Origin of the sequence: Shimia isoporae (assembly GCF_004346865.1) — a bacterium.
Taxonomy (GTDB): Bacteria; Pseudomonadota; Alphaproteobacteria; order Rhodobacterales; family Rhodobacteraceae; genus Shimia; species Shimia isoporae.
In genome coordinates this window covers 269923-287656 of the sequence record NZ_SMGR01000004.1, presented here as the reverse complement: position 1 = coordinate 287656, position 17734 = coordinate 269923, and the positions used below count along the sequence as shown (strand labels likewise).

The window sequence follows — 17734 nt, the reverse complement described above, 5'->3', positions numbered from 1 at the left end:
CGCCCCGTCTGGCGTCCCGTTAGCGCCTCAGCGCCGCCGGTGAGGGGGGTTCTAAGGTTTACTACCAACAGCCGCAAGCGCTTTTTTCAGGTTTTCTGCCTTTTTTTGAAGTTTTCTTGAAAGTTATTTATTTTCAATATCTTAGGTTGGCGATTTTTTGTAGAGGCCAGCACAAACACGCCAAATTGGCCATTAACCTTTTGTTCAGATGCCCGCCTACGCAGTTATCCACAGGAAAGCCCACATGAACCCGCGAGTCAGGTGGCGATTCAGACCGGATTCCGAGGAATCAGATGCCCACAGAAGGTTGGAGCGAGTCGGCGGGGGAAAAATTGGGCTGGCTGCAAAACGTCGGCAAAGCGTCGGTATTGCGTCGGTATCGTCAGCTGGTCTTGGCGGCGGGGCGACGTCTGGGCAGCAGGCGCCATGCCACAAGCAGGACAACCACACCGACATAGATGAGTGGTTCGTACTGAAATCCCCGAGACTGCATAAGATAGTGTGCCACGCCAAAGAGCGCCGCCGGATAAGTCAGCTTGTGCAGTTTGCGCCACCGGGGACCCAGCTTGCGCACCGACCAGTTATTGGACGTAAGCGCCAGGGGAAGAAGTAGGACGAGTCCGACCATGCCTACCGTTACATAAGGACGCTTGAGTATGTCGGCCCATATCTGGGACAGAATCTGGACATCGAGCACCAACCAAACCGCGAAGTGCAGTAGTATATAGGAGAAGGCCACCACACCGATAACACGGCGCAACGGTAACAGAGACACACCCGACAATGAGCGCAGCGGTGTCACAATCAGACCCAACACAATCAACTGCAATCCGACCTTGCCCAGTGCGTGCTCCATTGCCTTGACCGGATCGACGCCCAAACCACCAGTAAGGCCACTATATAAGAGCCAAGCTGGATAGAAGGCTGCCACAGTATATAAGAGCCACTTTGGTATGCGGCGGATCAGGCTATTGAACGTGTCGGTCATTCCGTCAGGTGGCCTGATCATTGGTGCCGCAGCAATCGTCACCCTGCTGAACCGGTGGACAAGGCGCGGTGCCATACGAGCAAAACACGCAACAGTCTCCGGCAAGCGGTTTGAGAAGCGCGCCGCATGAAGCGCACTCCATAAAGTACTGGCACATATCTTCTGGCATCTGATGTGACTCTTCGTGCCCGCAGTCCGGACAGGTCACTTCGGATATGAGGACAACGGAGGCCATGGTCAGTAGTTCTTCGCGAGGTCCATACCTTCGTAGAGACCGGCAACATCCTCTTCGTAACCATTGAACATCAAGGTTGGGATTCGTTTGGCAAAAAGCCCGCCCCCGATGGGACGCTCAGACGCCTGCGACCAACGAGGGTGATTCACGTTTGGGTTCACGTTGGAATAGAAGCCGTATTCTGAGGGAATCGCCTTGTTCCAACTGGTGGGGGGTTCCTTATCGGTGAGAGTGATCCGAACGATAGATTTGATCGACTTGAACCCGTATTTCCACGGAACCACCAAGCGCAACGGCGCGCCGTTTTGCTTGGGCATGTCTTTTCCATAGATGCCGGTCGCCACAATCGTGAGAGGATGATTGGCCTCATCCAGTCTCAGGCCCTCAACATATGGCCAATCCAGGAAGGGGCGCTGTTGGCCAATCATTTCCTCGGGTCGAAATAGAGTTTCAAAGGCCACGTATTTGGCCGTGGATTGAACACCCGCAAGATCGAGCAAGTCTTTAAGCTCAAATCCATTCCAAGGAACAACCATCGACCAGGCTTCTACACAACGGAAACGGTAGATGCGTTCTTCGATTGTCATCTTGGACATAATGTCAGCGAAGTCATAGTCGCCCGGATTATCCACCATCCCATCAATCGTTATGGTCCAAGGCTTTGTCGTTAGTCGATGGGCGTGCTTTGCCGGATCGCCCTTGTCCGTTCCGAAATCGTAAAAATTGTTGTACTGTGTGATCACATCAAATTCGGTAGGGGTCAGCTCTGCAGCAGCCTGAGACTTTGGTGCGATGGCCGTCAGTCCAAGGCCCGCCATGCCGGCCATTATCTGGCGACGATTGAGATAGGCGCCCTGTGGGGTCACGTCGTCATGAGTCAGTGTATTTTTCCAGCGGTACGCCATTGAAGTCTCCCTTGTCCTGAATCCAGACATATACGGAGGTAGTTTGGTCGCGCCAGACACACGGTCTCACGATGGTGTGGGCGAACTGTAACAGAGTGTACGACGGCTTTCATCGCCTAGCGCGCAGAAGGTCTCGGAAACACTTCGTTCATCGGCACCGAACGGCCATTGGGTTGAACCAACCGGACATGCCGTCGGCGCAGCTTGCGTGGCTCCGACACGCCCACCGAATGCGCGATTGTTTCGACTTCTTTGACGATCGCTTTGGCATATCGAGCAACACGGGTGTATTTTCGCTCTACGACAAGTCCCTTCTGGAAACGCGGATCATGGGTCGTGATGCCTGTGGGGCAGGTATTTTTGTTGCATTTGAGTGCCTGAATACAGCCAAGCGCAAACATAAAACCCCGCGCTGAAGTGACAAAATCTGCGCCTGCCGCCAACGCCCAGGCAATGTCGCCGGGGTTTACCAGCTTGCCGGAGGCAACCAGACGTATGCGATCGTTCAATCCGTATTCCTCGCGCAGGTCCGCCACCAATGGCAGCGCTTCCCGAACAGGCATACCGACCAGGTCGATCAACGGCATTGGTGCTGCGCCAGTGCCTCCTTCTCCGCCATCAATGGTGATGAAGTCCGGTGAGTCTTCCGCGCGTCGAGAAATGATTTCAAAGAACTCTCGGAATGCTTCTTCGGACCCGACGACGGTCTTGATCCCAACCGGCTTGCCTGTGACGTCCCGAATGTGGGCAATCATGTCGAGCAGATGGTCATAGGTGTCGATTTCACGATGGCGGTTCGGCGAGATACCGTCCTGTCCAATGCGAAGACCGCGGATTGCGGCAATTTCTTCTGTGACTTTCTCTCCGGGCAAAATCCCGCCTTTGCCCGGCTTGGCACCCTGAGCCATCTTAATTTCGAACATGCGCATACTGTCATGGGCTGCGACTTCGCGCAGCTTTTCATCCGACAGGTTGCCGTGTTCGTCGCGAACGCCAAATTTTGCGGTGCCGATTTGATAAACAAGGTCGCATCCGCCTTCGAGATGGAAAGGAGAAAGCCCCCCCTCTCCCGTGTTTAGCCAAACACCGGCCTCATTCGCTCCGCGCGACAGCGATTGCACCGCGGGTTTGGAAATCGCGCCATAGCTCATACCCGAGATATTGAAGATGGACGGTGCCAGATAGGGAATGCGTGCTGTCTGGCCAATCAGCAACGGCTCGGTGCTGGCATATTCATCATCGAGTGGCGGGAAAGGATCATTCACAAAAATCGGAGTTCCCGGAACAGCAAGGTTGCGGGTGGACCCAAAAGCCACTGTATTGCCTTTGCCTTCACCGGCACGCCCGACCCATTCTCGTTGCGCTCGGTTGAATGGCAGCTCTTCACGGTCCATCGCAAAAAAGTACTGGCGAAAAAACTCACCCAGTTCTGAAAACAGGTGCCGGAATCTTCCGATAACTGGATAGTTGCGCCGGATTGCGTCTCCGGTTTGGGACCGATCGATGACAAAGAGAACAATCGCAATGGCAACCAAAATGCCAAATATAAGAACAAACAGAAGACCCAAGAAGTTGACGACATCAAAGGCGGTTTCCATGGTGTTTTCCATCGCTTGGCTCCTGTCTGGCTATGACGACAGAGTGCGGTGCCGCAAAGAAGTGCGCAATGCAAAAAGGCCCGCCAAGGATGACGGGCCTTTCACATTATTTATAGCCTAAGTTACAAGGACCCCTTGCGCTCGAAGACCACTTTGCCATCGACGATGGTCTTGGTGACTTTGGTTTCATAGATGCTGTGCGGATCGATTTCGAAGAGATCATGTTCCAGAACGATCAAGTCGGCTTTCTTACCTACCTCCAGCGAACCCAACCGGTCCTGGTCGCCTTCGGCAACCGCAGCCCAGATTGTGTACGCTTTGAGCATATCCTCAAGCGCCACCTTGCGACCGGCCCATGTTTCCTGATTCTCCCAGAAGTATCCGCCCTCAAAGTATGGCACCACATCACCAGTTACAGCGACTTCGATGGAGGCAAGCGGATTGAGCTGTCCAACGGGACTGTCGGAGCCGCCTGCAAAGTTAATCCCTGCGTCGATGACGTCGGCAGCCGGCATCAAGGACTCGTAGATCTCCTTGGTCAGGTATGGCTTGTTGAGATAGACCATCGAGTCGTTGTTCTGCCGCCAGAGCATGGTCATGTTCACGGTCGCGTCGGCGGCCTTGATCCGGTCGAAATCGGCAGGGTCAATGTGGTAGCCATGTGCGAGATAAGGTCGGTTGTTGGTTTCAGCACCGCGGGAATCGCGGCTGTGCTCCAGAACATCAAGAGCCTGCTTCACGGCCCGATCCCCTATGGCGTGCATATGGATCGAATAGCCCATTTTCTCGAATTGAGTGGTCCAGTCTTTCAGCTTTTCCGTGTCGTAGAACAATTTGCCCTTGTGACCCAGCCCGACATATTCCTCAGTGGTGGCGGCGGTCTGCGCCTCGTAAACGCCATCGAGCCAGTATTTGATCTGGTCGACCTGGATCCAGTCTCCTTCCGGTGCAAACCAATCGCTGTATTCGGACAGGTCGCCGTCATAAGCAGGGTCTACGTACATGGCGAAATTGATGCGAACGGTCGCGTCGCCGGCTTCCAGCACCTCGGTCGCGTATCCAAGGTTGTCCGCTGTTCCCCACGGGTCGATTACTGTGGTTATGCCCTTTTCGTTTACGGCTTTCATGAACTCTCGGTAGGCCACCGCGTAGTCGTCTGCGTCATAAACAGGGATGTGGTCGTCAAACAGGAACATCGCGTATTCGCGCAGCGTGCCTTGAAGCTCTCCATCCTCGGTGTGCAGTATCCATCCGTTCTCGGGATCGGGGGTGTCCTTGGTGATCCCCGCCATTTCAAAACCTTTGGAGTTGGCCCAGCCATTATGCCCGTCTTCGGCAACCGCAAAGAACGGACGATCAGGCAGGATGGAGTCTATGAACTCGCGTGAGGGTGCCGCGTCTTCGAACGCACCGAGCGCCCAACCCGATCCAATCAGCCACTCACCTTCAGGCAATTCGGCGTCACAAGCCCGGATAACAGCGGCCACATCCTCGGGCGTGCCTTTACCCGACAAGTCACACTTGAGCGCGATTGCAGCTGCCACCCAATCTGTGTGGATGTGTGTGTCATGGAAACCCGGCATCAACATCTGGCCGTTCAAGTCAACTACACTGGCAACAGGTGCCGCAGTGCGTGCGTCAGCTTCAGTCCCCACAAATGTGATTGTATCGCCTTCGATTACAACCGCCTCCGCTGTGGGTAATTCGTCGTTGGCTGTCCAGATGGACCCGTTCACAAACATGGTCTGGTCTGCCGCGAACGAAGAAATCGGTAACATTGCGAGTGAAGAGGCAGCTGCGAGCAGCTTGGCTTTGCTCAAAGACATGGAGGTCTCCTGTTGTCATCAAGGGACCGAATTGCCCGGTAGGACACGCAAAGTTTTTCTGAGCCGATACCTTTCCAGGTATCGCCGACTTGCAGTGATCTACAGCTAAGAAACAATTCGGGGCAAACCGAGCGGCGTCCGAAACCCGGGCCACAAACACTGGCTTGCCGAGTGAAAAGATAGCGCTGCGTGCGCCACGCTTCAAACGTCAATCTTGCAACGCAGACTTGCGTTAACTTTTTGAGTTTGCGCTATTTTTTGCTAAATTCGGGAGTTGTAAGCCAAGGTCCGCCGCCAGAAATTCGGTCGCTAAATTTGTTCACTTTCAAAACTAAAAAGCCGACATTCAATCTGTTAGTGTTTCGCCTTTGCTCTGACAACCCGAGTCAGAAATGGCGGCAACTGTCGTCGCCGCCTTTATCTTTTTAACGTTCATCTGATTGACTCAGTGAACAACCGCATCATCCGGTTTTGGGTTTTCGGATGATCCCACGCGATCGCCAATCAGGAGGCCTTCGGCTCCGGCGGTTACGGGAACCGTGTCGCCGTCTTTGATTTCTCCGGCAAGAAGCGCCTCAGCCAGCGGGTTTTGTAGTGCGCGCTGTATCACTCGCTTGAGCGGTCGTGCGCCAAAAACCGGGTCGTAACCCTCATCCGCCAGCCATTTCTGCGCGGCGTCATCAAGCTCGATACCGATCTTGCGACCCTCGAGGCGCTTCTTGAGGCGCGCCAGTTGAATCTCGACGATGCCATCCATATCGGCCCGCGCGAGGCGATCAAAAATGATCGTTTCGTCCAGACGATTCAGGAACTCCGGACGGAAGTGCGCCCGCACCGCATCCATCACATCGCGACGCGCGTCCGAAGCGTCAGCACCTTCCGGCAACTGGCTCAGGGCTTGTGCGCCAAGGTTCGACGTCAGGATGATCAACGTTTGCTTGAAGTCGACAGTGCGACCCTGACCATCGGTCAAAACCCCGTCATCGAGCACCTGAAGGAGCACGTTGAAAACGTCCGGATGGGCCTTTTCAACTTCGTCAAAGAGCACCACCTGATAGGGGCGACGGCGCACGGCTTCGGTCAAGACACCGCCCTCGTCATAACCGACGTAACCGGGAGGCGCGCCGATCAAACGTGCGACGGCATGCTTCTCCATGAACTCGGACATGTCGATACGCACCATGGCGTTGTCGTCGTCAAACAGAAACTCCGCCACGGCCTTGGTCAACTCGGTCTTACCGACCCCGGTCGGACCTAGAAACAGGAAGCTGCCCAGTGGACGGTTCTCGTCATTGAGACCTGCCCGCGCACGGCGCACGGCATTGGACAGCGCTTTGACTGCGGAGTTCTGGCCAATTACCCGACGATGCAGATCGTCCTCCATGCGCAGGAGCTTTTCACGTTCGCCTTCGAGCATCTTGGACGTCGGGATTCCTGTCCAGCGCTCGACCACTTGCGCGATCTGTTCCGGGCGAACCGCTTCTTCAACAGTCATTTCGCCTTCAGCCGCTTCAGCATCCTCCAGCTTTTTCTCAAGCTCGGGGATCACGCCATACGACAGTTCGCCTGCTCGGGCGAGGTTGCCTTCGCGTTTGGCGATGTCAAGATCAGCGCGAGCTTGATCGAGCGCCTCCTTGAGGTCGCGCGCTGATGCCAGCTTGTCTCGGCCAGCTTGCCACTTGGCGGTCATCTCGGCGGATTTTTCCTGCAAGTCTGCCAGGTCCTTTTGCAGGGTTTCCAAGCGATCCACAGACGCAGCATCGTCCTCAAGTTTCAGCGCCTCTTCTTCGATCTGCAACTGCAGGATCTGGCGGTCGAGCGCGTCAAGTTCTTCGGGCTTGCTGTCCACTTCCATGCGCAGTCGAGAGGCGGCCTCGTCCACGAGGTCGATGGCCTTGTCCGGCAAGAAGCGGTCGGTGATGTAGCGGTGGCTTAGCGTTGAGGCGGCAACCAACGCGGAGTCGGATATCCGGACCCCGTGATGAAGCTCATACTTCTCCTTGATGCCGCGCAAGATCGAGATGGTGTCCTCAACCGTCGGTTCTTCGACCATGACCGGCTGGAAGCGGCGCGCAAGGGCGGCGTCCTTTTCGACGTACTTACGGTACTCATCCAGCGTGGTCGCACCGATACAGTGCAACTCTCCGCGTGCAAGCGCCGGCTTGATCAGGTTGGCCGCATCCATTGCGCCGTCGGTTTTGCCGGCGCCAACGAGCGTATGCATCTCGTCGATGAACAGGATAATTTCGCCTGCTGCTTCGGTGACTTCGGTCAAAACGGCTTTGAGGCGTTCCTCGAACTCGCCGCGGTATTTCGCGCCCGCAATCAATGCGCCCATGTCCAGCGCAAGAAGCTTTTTGTTGCGCAGGCTTTCCGGCACATCCCCGTTCACAATGCGCAGGGCCATACCTTCGGCGATGGCGGTTTTACCCACGCCCGGCTCGCCGATCATTACGGGATTGTTCTTGGTTCGGCGGCTGAGTACCTGCATGGCGCGGCGAATTTCGTCGTCCCTGCCAATAATGGGGTCGATCTTGCCTTCGGCGGCGCGCTCAGTCAGGTCCTGAGCATATTTTTTAAGTGCGTCGTAGCCTTCTTCGGCCGACGCACTGTCAGCCGTTCGACCCTTGCGAATGTCGTTGATCGCCGCATTCAGCGCTTGGGCAGTTACTTTGCCTGCTTCGAGCGCGTCTTTGGCTTTGGATTTGACCATCACGAGCGCCATGAGAACGCGTTCTACGGGGACGAAGCTGTCACCGGCCTTCTTTGCCAGCGTTTCGGCCTCGCCCAAAACCTTTCCGGTGGCGCTGTCGAGATATGGTTGACCGGTGTCGCCGGACACCTGTGGTAGTTTGGTGACTGCTGCGTCTACGGCTTCCCTGACCCGGACGGCGTCACCGCCGGAACGGTTAATCAGATTGGCGGCCAGACCCTGGTCGTCATCCATCAAAGCCTTCAATAGGTGTTCAGGGGTCAGCCGCTGGTGGCTTTCCCGCATCGCGATTGTCTGCGCTGCCTGAACGAAGCCGCGAGACCGCTCCGTGAACTTGCTCAAGTCCATGGTTTTCTCCTTTTTCCAAGCGCCCTGATGTCGGAACGCCCGCTTGGCGGCGCGTCCCATTTTGGGCCTCACATCCGATGTGGGAGGACACATGCGCGGTTTCAAGAATTGGGGGCGAGAATATGGCATTCGGCCATTTCTCCCAACGGTTGAGGGGAATGAAAGGCTTAAAGAAACCTTAACTGCCGTCCAATTTCGCCCCATTTCAGAGACACAGTAGCCAGTGACGCAGTACACTATAAGGAGGCCACACTATGCATGTGACCGACATTCATATTTCCAACCCGACGTATCGTCAGACTCTTGGCGAGTTGTCGGCTGTTGTTTCTTTGAGCAGCGAATTGCGGGACGTAAGACTGTTGTGCCAGGTACCGGCGGCAGCTGAACGCCGCGAAGGTGAGGGGCGACTGGCCCTTATCCGCGAAGCTCTGCGCCAGATCAGCCGCATGCCGGAAATCCGTACAGGTAGAGAAGAACTTTCGTTTGCTCCGGGGCTGATGCCCGAAGCGGCCCAATAGCGAGGGACTGGACAGTCTCGGTCTGCCAGTCGAGACTGTCGGTATGACATCGCTTTCCACTATCCGAGCGCGTTCCGATTGGCGTGACATTATCGAGGGCCAGCCACAGCATCTGGGGCTGGCCTTGTTGCTAACCGTTGGCGCATTCGCGCTTTTGAGCCCTGCGGACGAGGGTCCGCGCTTACTTTGGCTCACGGCTCCACAATGGGCCAAGATTTCCATCATTCTGGCGATTGTTCATCAAGTCGTCGTAGCCTTTGTATTTCGGCTGCAACTTCATCGAGCACTGTTGTCGCGCATTTTGGGAGAGCGGGACCTCGAAATCTGGACGCGAATTTTTCTACCGCTGCTTGTCGCCAGACCGGTAACCGTGATCCTGACTGGGTGGGCCGACGATACTTCCTTGAACGAACCTCGATGGGCCGAATGGTTGGTTGGCGTGGCGTTCATCGGTCTTGCTGGGTGGGTCATGCATTCCGTATTCAAGTATTTCACAATTCGCCGCGCAGTCGGAGGTGACCACTTCCGGGATGAAATTGTCAGGATGCCAATGGTCAGCGAAGGCGCGTTCAAGTTCACCAGCAACGCAATGTACGGCCTCGCGTTTCTCGGTATGTGGGGGATTGCACTGGTGTTCGACAGCTGGAACGCTCTGGTCGTGGCCTTTTTCCAACATTGCTATATCTGGGTTCACTGGTATTGCACCGAGAAGCCCGACATGGAGTGGCTGTATGGAAACCGCTGAGGGTTGCGAGCGAGACTTGCCGACAGTATTGAACCGTCAAGTTTCCCCAGCGCCAGCAACGGAGTTTTCCAATGACCGCAGATGACCGCCTGATCGTCGCCTTAGATGTACCCAACGCCCTGGAGGGATTGAAGCTGGCCGAAACGATTGGCGATGCGGTGTCTTTCTACAAAATTGGCCTCGGGATGCTGACAGGTGGTGGGCTGGCTTTGGCCAATGAGTTGAAGGATGAACACGGGAAGAAAATCTTCCTTGATATGAAGCTCTTCGATATTGGCGCGACAGTCGAAGCCGCAGTTCGTGGACTGGCCCAGTTTGACCTGGATTTCCTTACCGTGCATGGCGATCCGCATGTGGTGAAAGCCGCCAAAGAAGGCGCAGCGGGTAGCAACCTGAAGATTTTGGGTGTGACCATTCTGACGTCGTTGGACCGCAACGATCTGGACGGATGCCTGATAAAGGACGGCGATGTAAAAGATCTGGTGATCGAACGTGCGGGCAATGCATTCAATGCTGGTGCAGACGGCGTTATCGCCTCGCCGCAAGAGGCTGCTTTGATTCGTGCGCTGCCAGAGAGTGAAGGACGTTTGATTGTGACCCCCGGGGTGCGCCCTGCCGGAGCCGATCTTGGCGATCAGAAACGCGTCGCGACACCCGCCAACGCTGTAGCCGACGGCGTGGACCATATTGTAGTCGGTCGTCCGGTGTGGAGATCTCCGGACCCCCGCGCTGCTGCGCAAGCTATTGTGGCGGAGATGTCTTCGGTACAGGCAAAACAACCCAACCGCTGATCAGGCAGCCAGATAGTCCGCCAGCCGGGTTTGGAAATGGGGGATGCCGCGAGAATGCGTCAGGTATTCTCGAGGCGTCATCAATCGCCAACTTTGTCCTTCTTCTCCCAGATGGATGGCCGAGATGCTTGCCGCCGGCAGCGTTGCAGCGAAAAACCATGTGAAGTGATTCTCGCGATGGTAAAGCTTCGCCCACTCAAGCGCCGACGGGGTCAGTTCAATACCCACTTCTTCACGGGTTTCCCGCAGTGTACATTCTACTGCGTTTTCGCCGCCTTCTCGTCCACCACCGGGAAAATCCCAATAATTTGGCCACGGGATGGACGGGTTGTTGTCGCGCAGCAGAGTGACGAGCTTTCCGCCCGCAAACAGCATGAGCTTTGTTCCGCGAAACGATCTGTCGGTCCAGGCCGCAGCTGTTATACTCATTGCTCAATCACCAAAGATCGCTCCGATGCCGTCACTCTGCCGCGACTGTCTTAAGACTTTGGAAACCGGACCACGCTGTCCGGCCTGCGGCAGCATGCGCGTTACCAGTCACCCCGAGCTTTTTTCTCTCTCCATTGCACATATGGATTGTGATGCATTTTACGCCAGTGTCGAGAAGAGAGATAACCCTGAGCTGATCGATAAACCCGTCATAATCGGTGGCGGAAAAAGAGGGGTGGTTTCCACAGCCTGCTATGTGGCGAGAATTCGAGGCGTTCGGTCTGCGATGCCAATGTTTCAGGCCCTTAAACTATGCCCTGACGCGGTGGTCATCAAACCGCGCATGTCGGTGTACGCCGAAATTAGTCGCGACATCCGCAAGATGATGGACGAAATGACGCCTGTGATCGAACCGTTGTCACTGGATGAAGCCTTTATGGACTTAACGGGAACCGAGCGCCTGCATGGTGTACCCCCTGCGGTCATGCTGGCCCAATTGGTGAAGCGCATGAAGGATGAACTGGGGATCACGGGTTCCATCGGGCTGAGTCACAACAAGTTCTTGGCAAAGGTCGCCAGCGATCTGGACAAGCCACGCGGGTTTTCCGTGATCGGCGCCGCAGAAACAGAGGACTTCTTGCGCGATAAGCCTGTTCGGTTGATTTGGGGGATCGGCCCCGTCGCGCAAGAAAGTCTCGAACGCGCAGGGATCAGGACGTTTACCGACCTGCTTCGCTGGGAGCAGGAAGACCTTATCGCGCGGTTCGGCAATATGGGCTACCGATTGTGGCACCTCGCCAGAGGGATGGACAAACGTCGGGTTTCATCAAGCACACCAATGAAGAGCATCAGCAACGAAACCACCTTTTTCGAGGATACGGCCAACACGGATGTTCTGGACGGGCATATTTGGCGAATGGCCGAAAAAGTTTCAGACAGAGCCAAGGCCAAGGACCTCGCCGGACGTGTAGTGACGCTTAAACTCAAGCGGGCGAACCACAGTTCGATCAGCCGTCGCGTGAGCCTTCGCGATGCGACACAGATGGCGGACACACTTTACCGGACAGCGAGGGGACTATTTGATCAGGTGGGTGATGAAGGCCCTTATCGTCTTTTGGGCGTAGGGCTTGCCGACCTCGTACCATCAGAACAGGCCGACCTGTCTGGCGACTTGCTGGATCCGAGGGCAGAGCAACGGGCGAAAGCCGAGCGGGCGACCGACGAAATTCGCAAGCGGTTCGGCTCTGACGCCATCCTGAAGGGTCGCTCGATGCGGTGATGCCTTCTTGGAATCAGTCAGGCACCATGCCGTCCGGCCAGCTGCGCGGAAACTCGGAGATACAAAGCATCACATCAGAATTGGGAAGCACCTTTTTGACATCAGCAATCAGCGCAATGTTCAAAGCGTCGATTTCCTGTGCGGTGATGGCTTGTCTGGGATTGCAGTAAACACTGACAAGATAGGTCCGCCCGAGTTTCACCACGGACAGGTCCGTCATCTCACCCGGCGCAGCCTCCATTCTGTCACGGATTGCACGACGCACCTTGGCAATCACATCTGGTCGCGCTGTGACGCCGAGAAGCTCGCCAACCCCGCCCAACATTTCCCGCCAGATTTGCCAGATTGATCCTGCACATAAAACAATAACCACAATGCTGTCGCCGATGGGTGCGATAGGCGCTAAGACACCGTCTCCGAGAAGGAAGATGATTCCGAGACCGGCAAATGTGCCAAATGTAAGCGCGCCATCCACGGCCGCTGCTTTGGATTCAAGGCGCAGGATTTCGCTGTTTTTGCCTGTTCTCTTCCACGTCCTGTGATGAAGGGCCCAAAGTCCAAAACACGTCGCCCCAACAACGACGAAGTAGACGAACATGGGTGCGTAGTGCAACTCGGCGACAGGCTCACCAGAGAGATAGTTAGCAATATTCATCCCTGCAGATCCGGCCGCGAAAAGAATCAGGCCGATCAGCGACAACGACCGGAAGGTTACGAAAACCGCCTCGTCCGCAGCGTAGCCGAGCGGGCGAAATCGGTCGGGCGCGGCGCCAGCGTTGAGACTGATTTTGCGACCGATCAGAGCGGATGTGAAACCGATCAGAGAGAACATGCCATCCATCAGGATCGCGGTGGAGTTTGAAAGTACGGCAGCGGCGACGCCCGCGACGCCCATGAAGACGCTGCCACACATCGCGATAACCAGGGTGCGTGCCTCAATTTGCTTGATTTGCGCCTTGTCCATTCCCGTCTCCTTGGTCACCTTTGTTACCTTGTGCCAGATTTAGGAACGTCTTCAATCATGGCAAGCCAGTTTGAAGAGACGACTACTCCGCAGCCAAGGGTTCTCGCTCCAAACGGCCAATATCCGCAATCTTCCGCACCACCTTGGCAAGCCGCGCCTTGAGCACACCAAATCCCTCGTGCGGCGTGATCTTGGCCTCATCCATATAAAGAGACCGGTCGATTTCAATTTGAACTGCGTGCTGACCACGCGCCGGTCGGCCATAGGTTTGCGTGACATAGGCGCCAGCAAACGGGGAGTTGCGAGCCACGGCAAATCCCTCATCCTCGAAGGCGGCGGCGACTTCATCAACGATTTCTGTATGTGCAGCTGCGCCAAACCGGTCGCCTATGACGATTTCCGGGCGGCGCGATCCCGGACGCAGGCCGGAGGTGACAGCCTCACGCGGCATCGAATGGCAATCCACCAGAATTGCACGGCCAAAACTCGTGCGCGACTCGGTCAGCAGGTTCTGGAGTGCAAGATGATATGGCCGCCAGTAGGTTTCGATCCGTTGATGAGCCTCTGCACGTGTCATCTTGCCATAGTAGATCGGTCGCCCATTGGCCACGACGCGCGGAATCACGCCCAGCCCAGACGCGACACGCGGGTTGTGCCCGATCTTCCGCACCCCTTCGATCAGCGCCGGATCCAGTTCATCTTGAGACCTGTTCAGATCCAGAAACGCGCGCGGCGCATGTGCCTTTAGCAAAGGGGCCCCAAAATGCGGAACACAATCAAACAACTGATCCACAAAGGCATCTTCGGAAGACCGGATTGTGTGGCTGTCCAGAAGCGACGCCTTTACGAACCAGTCCGGATAGCTGCTTCCACTGTGTGGAGAAGCAAAGACGACCGCCGAGTTGCGCACTTCGGGCATCTGAACTGTGAAAGAGGGGTTTTGCATTGCGTCTCCTGTCACAGAAAAATATAGGCTGAAAAATATATGGGCCGAAAGGCCTTGATCCCCCCGCCGACTCCTTTTATAGACCCCGCTACCGGCGCGGAATCCCCGCGCCCCCTTTTGTTGGGGGGTGTGGAATTTGTGTCGGATCGGGCGATTAGCTCAGCGGTAGAGCACTTCGTTGACATCGAAGGGGTCACTGGTTCGATCCCAGTATCGCCCACCATGAATTCACCGCTTTGACCGAGGTCGAAGCACCCGCAACCCAGAGGCGCACGCCGCGCCGCGATAAGAGGAGAAGGACTATGAAAGTCAAGAACTCGCTCCGTTCGCTCAAGAACCGGCACCGCGACTGCCGCATTGTGCGCCGCAAGGGCCGTGTTTATGTGATCAACAAGACCCAGCGTCGCTTCAAAGCACGTCAGGGCTGATGGTTCGGGCCTTTTGGCCCGCCTACGATCACAGCGCTGAAGAACCGCCCCGTGGGGCGGTTTTTTTGTTTTTGCAACCGACAACTCTACACTCCAGTAGACACTTGGATTTTCTCGCGCTCCACCCGCGGGCTTCCTACTAAGAAAGAATTTTCGTTTTCTGGTTTTACGTCCAACAGTTGCGGCCAGGTCAAAATCTGCAACCGGCCGCTTGTAGAAGTCATTGTGATTTTTGGAATCGGTTCGAACAATCAGGACCAATTGCTCATCTGAACTCCACCCAGGTTTGAAGCAAGTAAACTGCCTGTCGCGGGAACCGGAATGCCCACATCAATATTGCACCGCAACACTTTCAGTGACGCTGCCTCAAGCCTAACGGTTGCCGCCGGTCTGTTTGTTGATCGTCCGTTCGATCTCGATAAACGTACTTTCCGTGATGTAACCCGGCTTGGCCTCTGCTTGAGGTGGAACGTAGATCGACCGGAAACCTGCTCGATGCGCTCGACGACTGTTTGTTGAATAGCGGAAGCAACGACGCGATCCTTCTTTCCAGCAAGTGCGGCCGTCGACGAGCGGAATCAGGCGTTCGGACTGCGCCATTGCAGGTGTCGGTGCCGAGGTGAGCGGGGCAGCAACAATCAAAAAAAGACCCGCGATTATGTAGCGAACCATAATAAGCTCCTATTGAGATAGTGCCATAATACGCCTGCAATCGAACGATGGTCCAAACACAATTTTGCGGTCAGTCGAGAAGTGGTGCATCGCACCTTCAGGATTTGCGAGCGTGACAAGTGAACTGGAATATGGGCTGATTGTGCATGTGGTGAGATTGTACGGCTCTTTCGCCAGCAAGGGAGCGCTCATGAAGCTTTTAATTATCGGGCACAGCCATGTAGCTAGCATGCACCGAGCTGTGGCGCGCAGTGATCAGGATCAGGTCGAAATTATTAATATTCGGCATATCGCAGGAGGCGACACAAACGAGGCAATCCTCGCACAGTTAGGCGCCAAGGCAGCGCAATAACAACCCGAAGCCGTGTGTCTTTGTGTACGAGGCAATCAATACAACCGATTGAGCTTGATCGAGCACCAGGTACCCTTTTCAATTGGAGAAAGCGTTTCTGGTTCGGTGCCGGATCCGGATGCAGCTCGGCATTTTGTTCCCTACAAAATGATGGAAGACTTTATTGAACAGAATTCAGATATTGAGTTGATTGCCCATATTTTCGAAGCGTTTCCAGACTCTCGGCGTTTCTACGTGAACGTGCCACCGTCGGCGGAGACCTACGAGATTGAAAAAATGGACTTCGGCAAAAACGCAGACTTCACTCAAGACGATTTGGCGCCGTCTGAGCTCCGACTTTTGATGTACAAAATTCAGACGAAGATTCTGAAATGTGCTGCAGACAGAAACAACGCTGACTTTATCGACATTCATGAATCCTTGGTACGGGCTGACGGATTTCTTAGGGATGCATTCACGCAACACGATCCCACCCACGCCAATCAGGACTTCGGGGATGCAATGCTCGACGTCATTTTAACACAGGTTGAGGCTACGCGATGACACACCCCTACGTTGGCAAGCCGGACGCCCAATTCTGGAAGCGCGAGCCTGGGATTTCCGACTGGAGAAGTTTGGATCCGGTTAGCAAACCACCATTTCAAATTTCGAAAACTGATCGTGTTGTGACCGCCGGCAGTTGCTTCGCGCAGCACGTCGGGCGTGCCTTGAGACGCGCAGGATTTAGACACCACGTTACTGAACGGGCGCATGCCATTTTCCCTCCGCCGATTGCGAACAAACACAACTACGGTGTCTTTGCTGCGCGCTATGGAAACGTTTATACGGCGCGCCAACTGCGACAGTTGATTGATCGTGCCTACGGGAAGTTTGTTCCTGTGGCAACGTCATGGAGCCACACTTCAGGAGACGGTGTGGTTGACCCTTTTCGTCCGAACATTCAACCCGGTGGCTTCTTGAGTGCTCGAGAACTTGAGGTCGACCGACAAGTCCATCTTGCTGCGGTTCGTAAAGCCTTAGAGGAAATGGATGTCTTTGTTTTTACACTTGGGCTCACAGAAGCATGGATCGACCGTCGAGATGGTGCAGCGTTCCCCCTTGCGCCAGGCGTATCGGGCGGGGAATTTGATCCCGACTCTGTTGAGTTCAAAAACTTTGATGAAGAAGAGGTCTTCGAAGACCTTCTGGAAACCCTGAAAGCTATTCGGACGATACGACCGGATGTGAAAATATTTTGACGGTGTCGCCGGTTCCTCTCAATGCAACGTACGAGCCGCGCCATGTGCTTGTGTCAACAAACTGGTCGAAAGCTGTCCTGAGAATCGCTGCGGAAAAATGCGTCCGTGACCTGCCGAACTGTGTCTATTTTCCCTCCTACGACATCATCACCAGCCCCCATACTCGCGGGCGGTACTTTGCTGAGGATGCACGAGAAGTCAGACCTGCCGGAGTTCAGCATGTGATGCGGCTCTTCCTCAAACACTTTGCTTCCGTAAGCGACCAGAATCCGAGCACAGGGCAACAACTGAATAGCCACCAGCGAAAGCCAGACCTTCGCAGCGAACGCATAAATGAGGCGCTGGAAGCCTTTTGTGACGAAGCGGGAATCGACAATCAATAAAGCTTACCGCCTCATCGACCGTAAACCTGTCCTCCCGTTTGTTTATTGATCGCGCGTTCGATGGCGACAAAACCGCTTTCTGTGATAAAGCCGGGTTTTGCCTCTAAGTCGGCGGGAACGCGCACATTGCCGAACCCCGCCCTGGTCGCCACGCGACGGTTTGCATTGTAACGGAAGCAGCGGTTGGAGGTTTCCGTCCAGCACGTGCGCCCGTCAACGAGCGGGATCAGGCGCTCCTGTTGCGCGGCAAGAGGTGGCTGAGTTGCGACAAGTGCAAACAAGGACACCAGCAAAAGTCGAGGCATTCGGCATCTCCTTGATGAGGGGGTCGCCTATAGTTTAGCGCAGGCTTTATTGCTTCGTCCAAACAGAAAAA

The 17734-nt window shown here is 55.4% G+C and carries 18 protein-coding genes, 1 tRNA gene and 1 pseudogene; 9 read left to right on the top strand and 11 right to left on the bottom strand.

Annotated elements, in window-relative coordinates; translation table 11 throughout:
* Positions 1-382 precede the first annotated feature (382 nt).
* The 6 genes from msrQ to clpB all read right to left on the bottom strand — a co-directional run bounded on the left by msrQ (position 383) and on the right by clpB (position 8613).
* Positions 383-988: a protein-methionine-sulfoxide reductase heme-binding subunit MsrQ gene (gene msrQ, locus BXY66_RS18300; protein WP_132861862.1), complete on the bottom strand. Its 606-nt coding sequence runs from the start codon at positions 986-988 to the stop codon at positions 383-385.
* 4 nt (positions 989-992) lie between these two features.
* Entirely contained in the window at positions 993-1223 is a 231-nt protein-coding gene (locus BXY66_RS20725) for a GDCCVxC domain-containing (seleno)protein (RefSeq protein ID WP_132861841.1), read from the bottom strand.
* 2 nt (positions 1224-1225) lie between these two features.
* Entirely contained in the window at positions 1226-2128 is a 903-nt protein-coding gene (gene msrP / locus BXY66_RS18290) for a protein-methionine-sulfoxide reductase catalytic subunit MsrP (RefSeq protein ID WP_132861840.1), read from the bottom strand.
* Between the two features lie 116 nt (positions 2129-2244).
* A complete protein-coding gene (locus BXY66_RS18285) occupies positions 2245-3738 on the bottom strand; it encodes an FMN-binding glutamate synthase family protein (protein ID WP_425057082.1) in 1494 nt (497 codons plus the stop codon).
* Between the two features lie 110 nt (positions 3739-3848).
* Entirely contained in the window at positions 3849-5552 is a 1704-nt protein-coding gene (locus tag BXY66_RS18280; RefSeq protein WP_132861839.1) for an amidohydrolase, read from the bottom strand.
* A gap of 445 nt (positions 5553-5997) precedes the next feature.
* Positions 5998-8613, bottom strand: coding sequence for an ATP-dependent chaperone ClpB (clpB, locus tag BXY66_RS18275; protein WP_132861838.1), 2616 nt, complete (start codon positions 8611-8613; stop codon positions 5998-6000).
* A 254-nt stretch (positions 8614-8867) separates the two neighbouring features.
* Between clpB and BXY66_RS18270 the strand changes: the two genes are divergently transcribed.
* The 3 genes from BXY66_RS18270 (at position 8868) to pyrF (ending at position 10667) form a co-directional block, all read left to right on the top strand.
* On the top strand, positions 8868-9131 hold the full coding sequence (locus BXY66_RS18270) for a hypothetical protein (RefSeq protein WP_132861837.1): 264 nt from the start codon (positions 8868-8870) through the stop codon (positions 9129-9131).
* Positions 9132-9174: 43 nt separating this feature from the next.
* The gene (locus BXY66_RS18265; RefSeq protein ID WP_132861836.1) at positions 9175-9876 is read left to right on the top strand and encodes a methyltransferase; all 702 of its coding nucleotides are present in this window, start codon (positions 9175-9177) and stop codon (positions 9874-9876) included.
* Positions 9877-9947: 71 nt separating this feature from the next.
* Positions 9948-10667, top strand: a complete 720-nt coding sequence (gene pyrF / locus BXY66_RS18260; protein WP_132861835.1) for an orotidine-5'-phosphate decarboxylase — start codon at positions 9948-9950, stop codon at positions 10665-10667.
* Here the strand turns inward: pyrF and BXY66_RS18255 are convergent, their stop codons facing one another.
* Positions 10668-11096 carry an NUDIX hydrolase gene (locus BXY66_RS18255; RefSeq protein WP_132861834.1) on the bottom strand — a complete coding sequence of 143 codons (429 nt, stop codon included), beginning with the start codon at positions 11094-11096 and terminating at the stop codon, positions 10668-10670.
* Between the two features lie 25 nt (positions 11097-11121).
* On the opposite strand from BXY66_RS18255, the gene BXY66_RS18250 reads away from it, so the two are divergent.
* On the top strand, positions 11122-12375 hold the full coding sequence (locus tag BXY66_RS18250) for a DNA polymerase IV (protein WP_132861833.1): 1254 nt from the start codon (positions 11122-11124) through the stop codon (positions 12373-12375).
* Positions 12376-12388: 13 nt separating this feature from the next.
* On the opposite strand, the gene BXY66_RS18245 is transcribed toward BXY66_RS18250, so the two are convergent.
* Together BXY66_RS18245 and BXY66_RS18240 are read right to left on the bottom strand one after the other, a co-directional pair.
* A complete protein-coding gene (locus BXY66_RS18245; protein ID WP_132861832.1) occupies positions 12389-13339 on the bottom strand; it encodes a cation efflux transmembrane domain-containing protein in 951 nt (316 codons plus the stop codon).
* 82 nt (positions 13340-13421) lie between these two features.
* Complete coding sequence (locus BXY66_RS18240; protein WP_132861831.1) at positions 13422-14285, bottom strand: N-formylglutamate amidohydrolase; 864 nt, start codon at positions 14283-14285, stop codon at positions 13422-13424.
* Between the two features lie 148 nt (positions 14286-14433).
* On the opposite strand from BXY66_RS18240, the gene BXY66_RS18235 reads away from it, so the two are divergent.
* Positions 14434-14508, top strand: a tRNA-Val gene (locus BXY66_RS18235).
* A 79-nt stretch (positions 14509-14587) separates the two neighbouring features.
* Positions 14588-14713 carry a type B 50S ribosomal protein L36 gene (gene ykgO, locus BXY66_RS18230; protein ID WP_054004448.1) on the top strand — a complete coding sequence of 42 codons (126 nt, stop codon included), beginning with the start codon at positions 14588-14590 and terminating at the stop codon, positions 14711-14713.
* Between the two features lie 372 nt (positions 14714-15085).
* On the opposite strand, the gene BXY66_RS18225 is transcribed toward ykgO, so the two are convergent.
* Entirely contained in the window at positions 15086-15385 is a 300-nt protein-coding gene (locus BXY66_RS18225; RefSeq protein ID WP_132861830.1) for a hypothetical protein, read from the bottom strand.
* Positions 15386-15575: 190 nt separating this feature from the next.
* Between BXY66_RS18225 and BXY66_RS20530 the strand changes: the two genes are divergently transcribed.
* The 3 genes and pseudogenes from BXY66_RS20530 (at position 15576) to BXY66_RS20765 (ending at position 17358) form a co-directional block, all read left to right on the top strand.
* Positions 15576-15737, top strand: coding sequence for a hypothetical protein (locus BXY66_RS20530; protein WP_165929242.1), 162 nt, complete (start codon positions 15576-15578; stop codon positions 15735-15737).
* Positions 15738-15785: 48 nt separating this feature from the next.
* Positions 15786-16280, top strand: coding sequence for a hypothetical protein (locus BXY66_RS18220; protein ID WP_132861829.1), 495 nt, complete (start codon positions 15786-15788; stop codon positions 16278-16280).
* Positions 16277-17358 (top strand): annotated as a pseudogene (locus BXY66_RS20765) (GSCFA domain-containing protein). Before BXY66_RS18220 ends, BXY66_RS20765 begins: the two are co-directional and overlap by 4 nt.
* 11 nt (positions 17359-17369) lie before the next feature.
* Here the strand turns inward: BXY66_RS20765 and BXY66_RS18205 are convergent.
* Positions 17370-17663: a hypothetical protein gene (locus tag BXY66_RS18205; RefSeq protein WP_132861827.1), complete on the bottom strand. Its 294-nt coding sequence runs from the start codon at positions 17661-17663 to the stop codon at positions 17370-17372.
* Between the last annotated feature and the right edge of the window lie 71 nt (positions 17664-17734).

What these genes read in the sequence shown, in the direction of transcription:
- BXY66_RS18205 (WP_132861827.1), bottom strand. Translation starts at nt 17,663, where the DNA reads ATGCCTCGACTTTTGCTGGTGTCCTTGTTTGCACTTGTCGCAACTCAG.
- pyrF (WP_132861835.1), top strand. Translation starts at nt 9,948, where the DNA reads ATGACCGCAGATGACCGCCTGATCGTCGCCTTAGATGTACCCAACGCC.
- clpB (WP_132861838.1), bottom strand. Translation starts at nt 8,613, where the DNA reads ATGGACTTGAGCAAGTTCACGGAGCGGTCTCGCGGCTTCGTTCAGGCA.
- BXY66_RS18265 (WP_132861836.1), top strand. Translation starts at nt 9,175, where the DNA reads ATGACATCGCTTTCCACTATCCGAGCGCGTTCCGATTGGCGTGACATT.
- BXY66_RS18225 (WP_132861830.1), bottom strand. Translation starts at nt 15,385, where the DNA reads ATGGTTCGCTACATAATCGCGGGTCTTTTTTTGATTGTTGCTGCCCCG.
- BXY66_RS18250 (WP_132861833.1), top strand. Translation starts at nt 11,122, where the DNA reads ATGCCGTCACTCTGCCGCGACTGTCTTAAGACTTTGGAAACCGGACCA.
- BXY66_RS20725 (WP_132861841.1), bottom strand. Translation starts at nt 1,223, where the DNA reads ATGGCCTCCGTTGTCCTCATATCCGAAGTGACCTGTCCGGACTGCGGG.
- BXY66_RS18270 (WP_132861837.1), top strand. Translation starts at nt 8,868, where the DNA reads ATGCATGTGACCGACATTCATATTTCCAACCCGACGTATCGTCAGACT.
- BXY66_RS18280 (WP_132861839.1), bottom strand. Translation starts at nt 5,552, where the DNA reads ATGTCTTTGAGCAAAGCCAAGCTGCTCGCAGCTGCCTCTTCACTCGCA.
- msrQ (WP_132861862.1), bottom strand. Translation starts at nt 988, where the DNA reads ATGACCGACACGTTCAATAGCCTGATCCGCCGCATACCAAAGTGGCTC.
- BXY66_RS18255 (WP_132861834.1), bottom strand. Translation starts at nt 11,096, where the DNA reads ATGAGTATAACAGCTGCGGCCTGGACCGACAGATCGTTTCGCGGAACA.
- BXY66_RS18285 (WP_425057082.1), bottom strand. Translation starts at nt 3,738, where the DNA reads ATGGAAAACACCATGGAAACCGCCTTTGATGTCGTCAACTTCTTGGGT.
- BXY66_RS20530 (WP_165929242.1), top strand. Translation starts at nt 15,576, where the DNA reads ATGAAGCTTTTAATTATCGGGCACAGCCATGTAGCTAGCATGCACCGA.
- BXY66_RS18240 (WP_132861831.1), bottom strand. Translation starts at nt 14,285, where the DNA reads ATGCAAAACCCCTCTTTCACAGTTCAGATGCCCGAAGTGCGCAACTCG.
- ykgO (WP_054004448.1), top strand. Translation starts at nt 14,588, where the DNA reads ATGAAAGTCAAGAACTCGCTCCGTTCGCTCAAGAACCGGCACCGCGAC.
- msrP (WP_132861840.1), bottom strand. Translation starts at nt 2,128, where the DNA reads ATGGCGTACCGCTGGAAAAATACACTGACTCATGACGACGTGACCCCA.
- BXY66_RS18245 (WP_132861832.1), bottom strand. Translation starts at nt 13,339, where the DNA reads ATGGACAAGGCGCAAATCAAGCAAATTGAGGCACGCACCCTGGTTATC.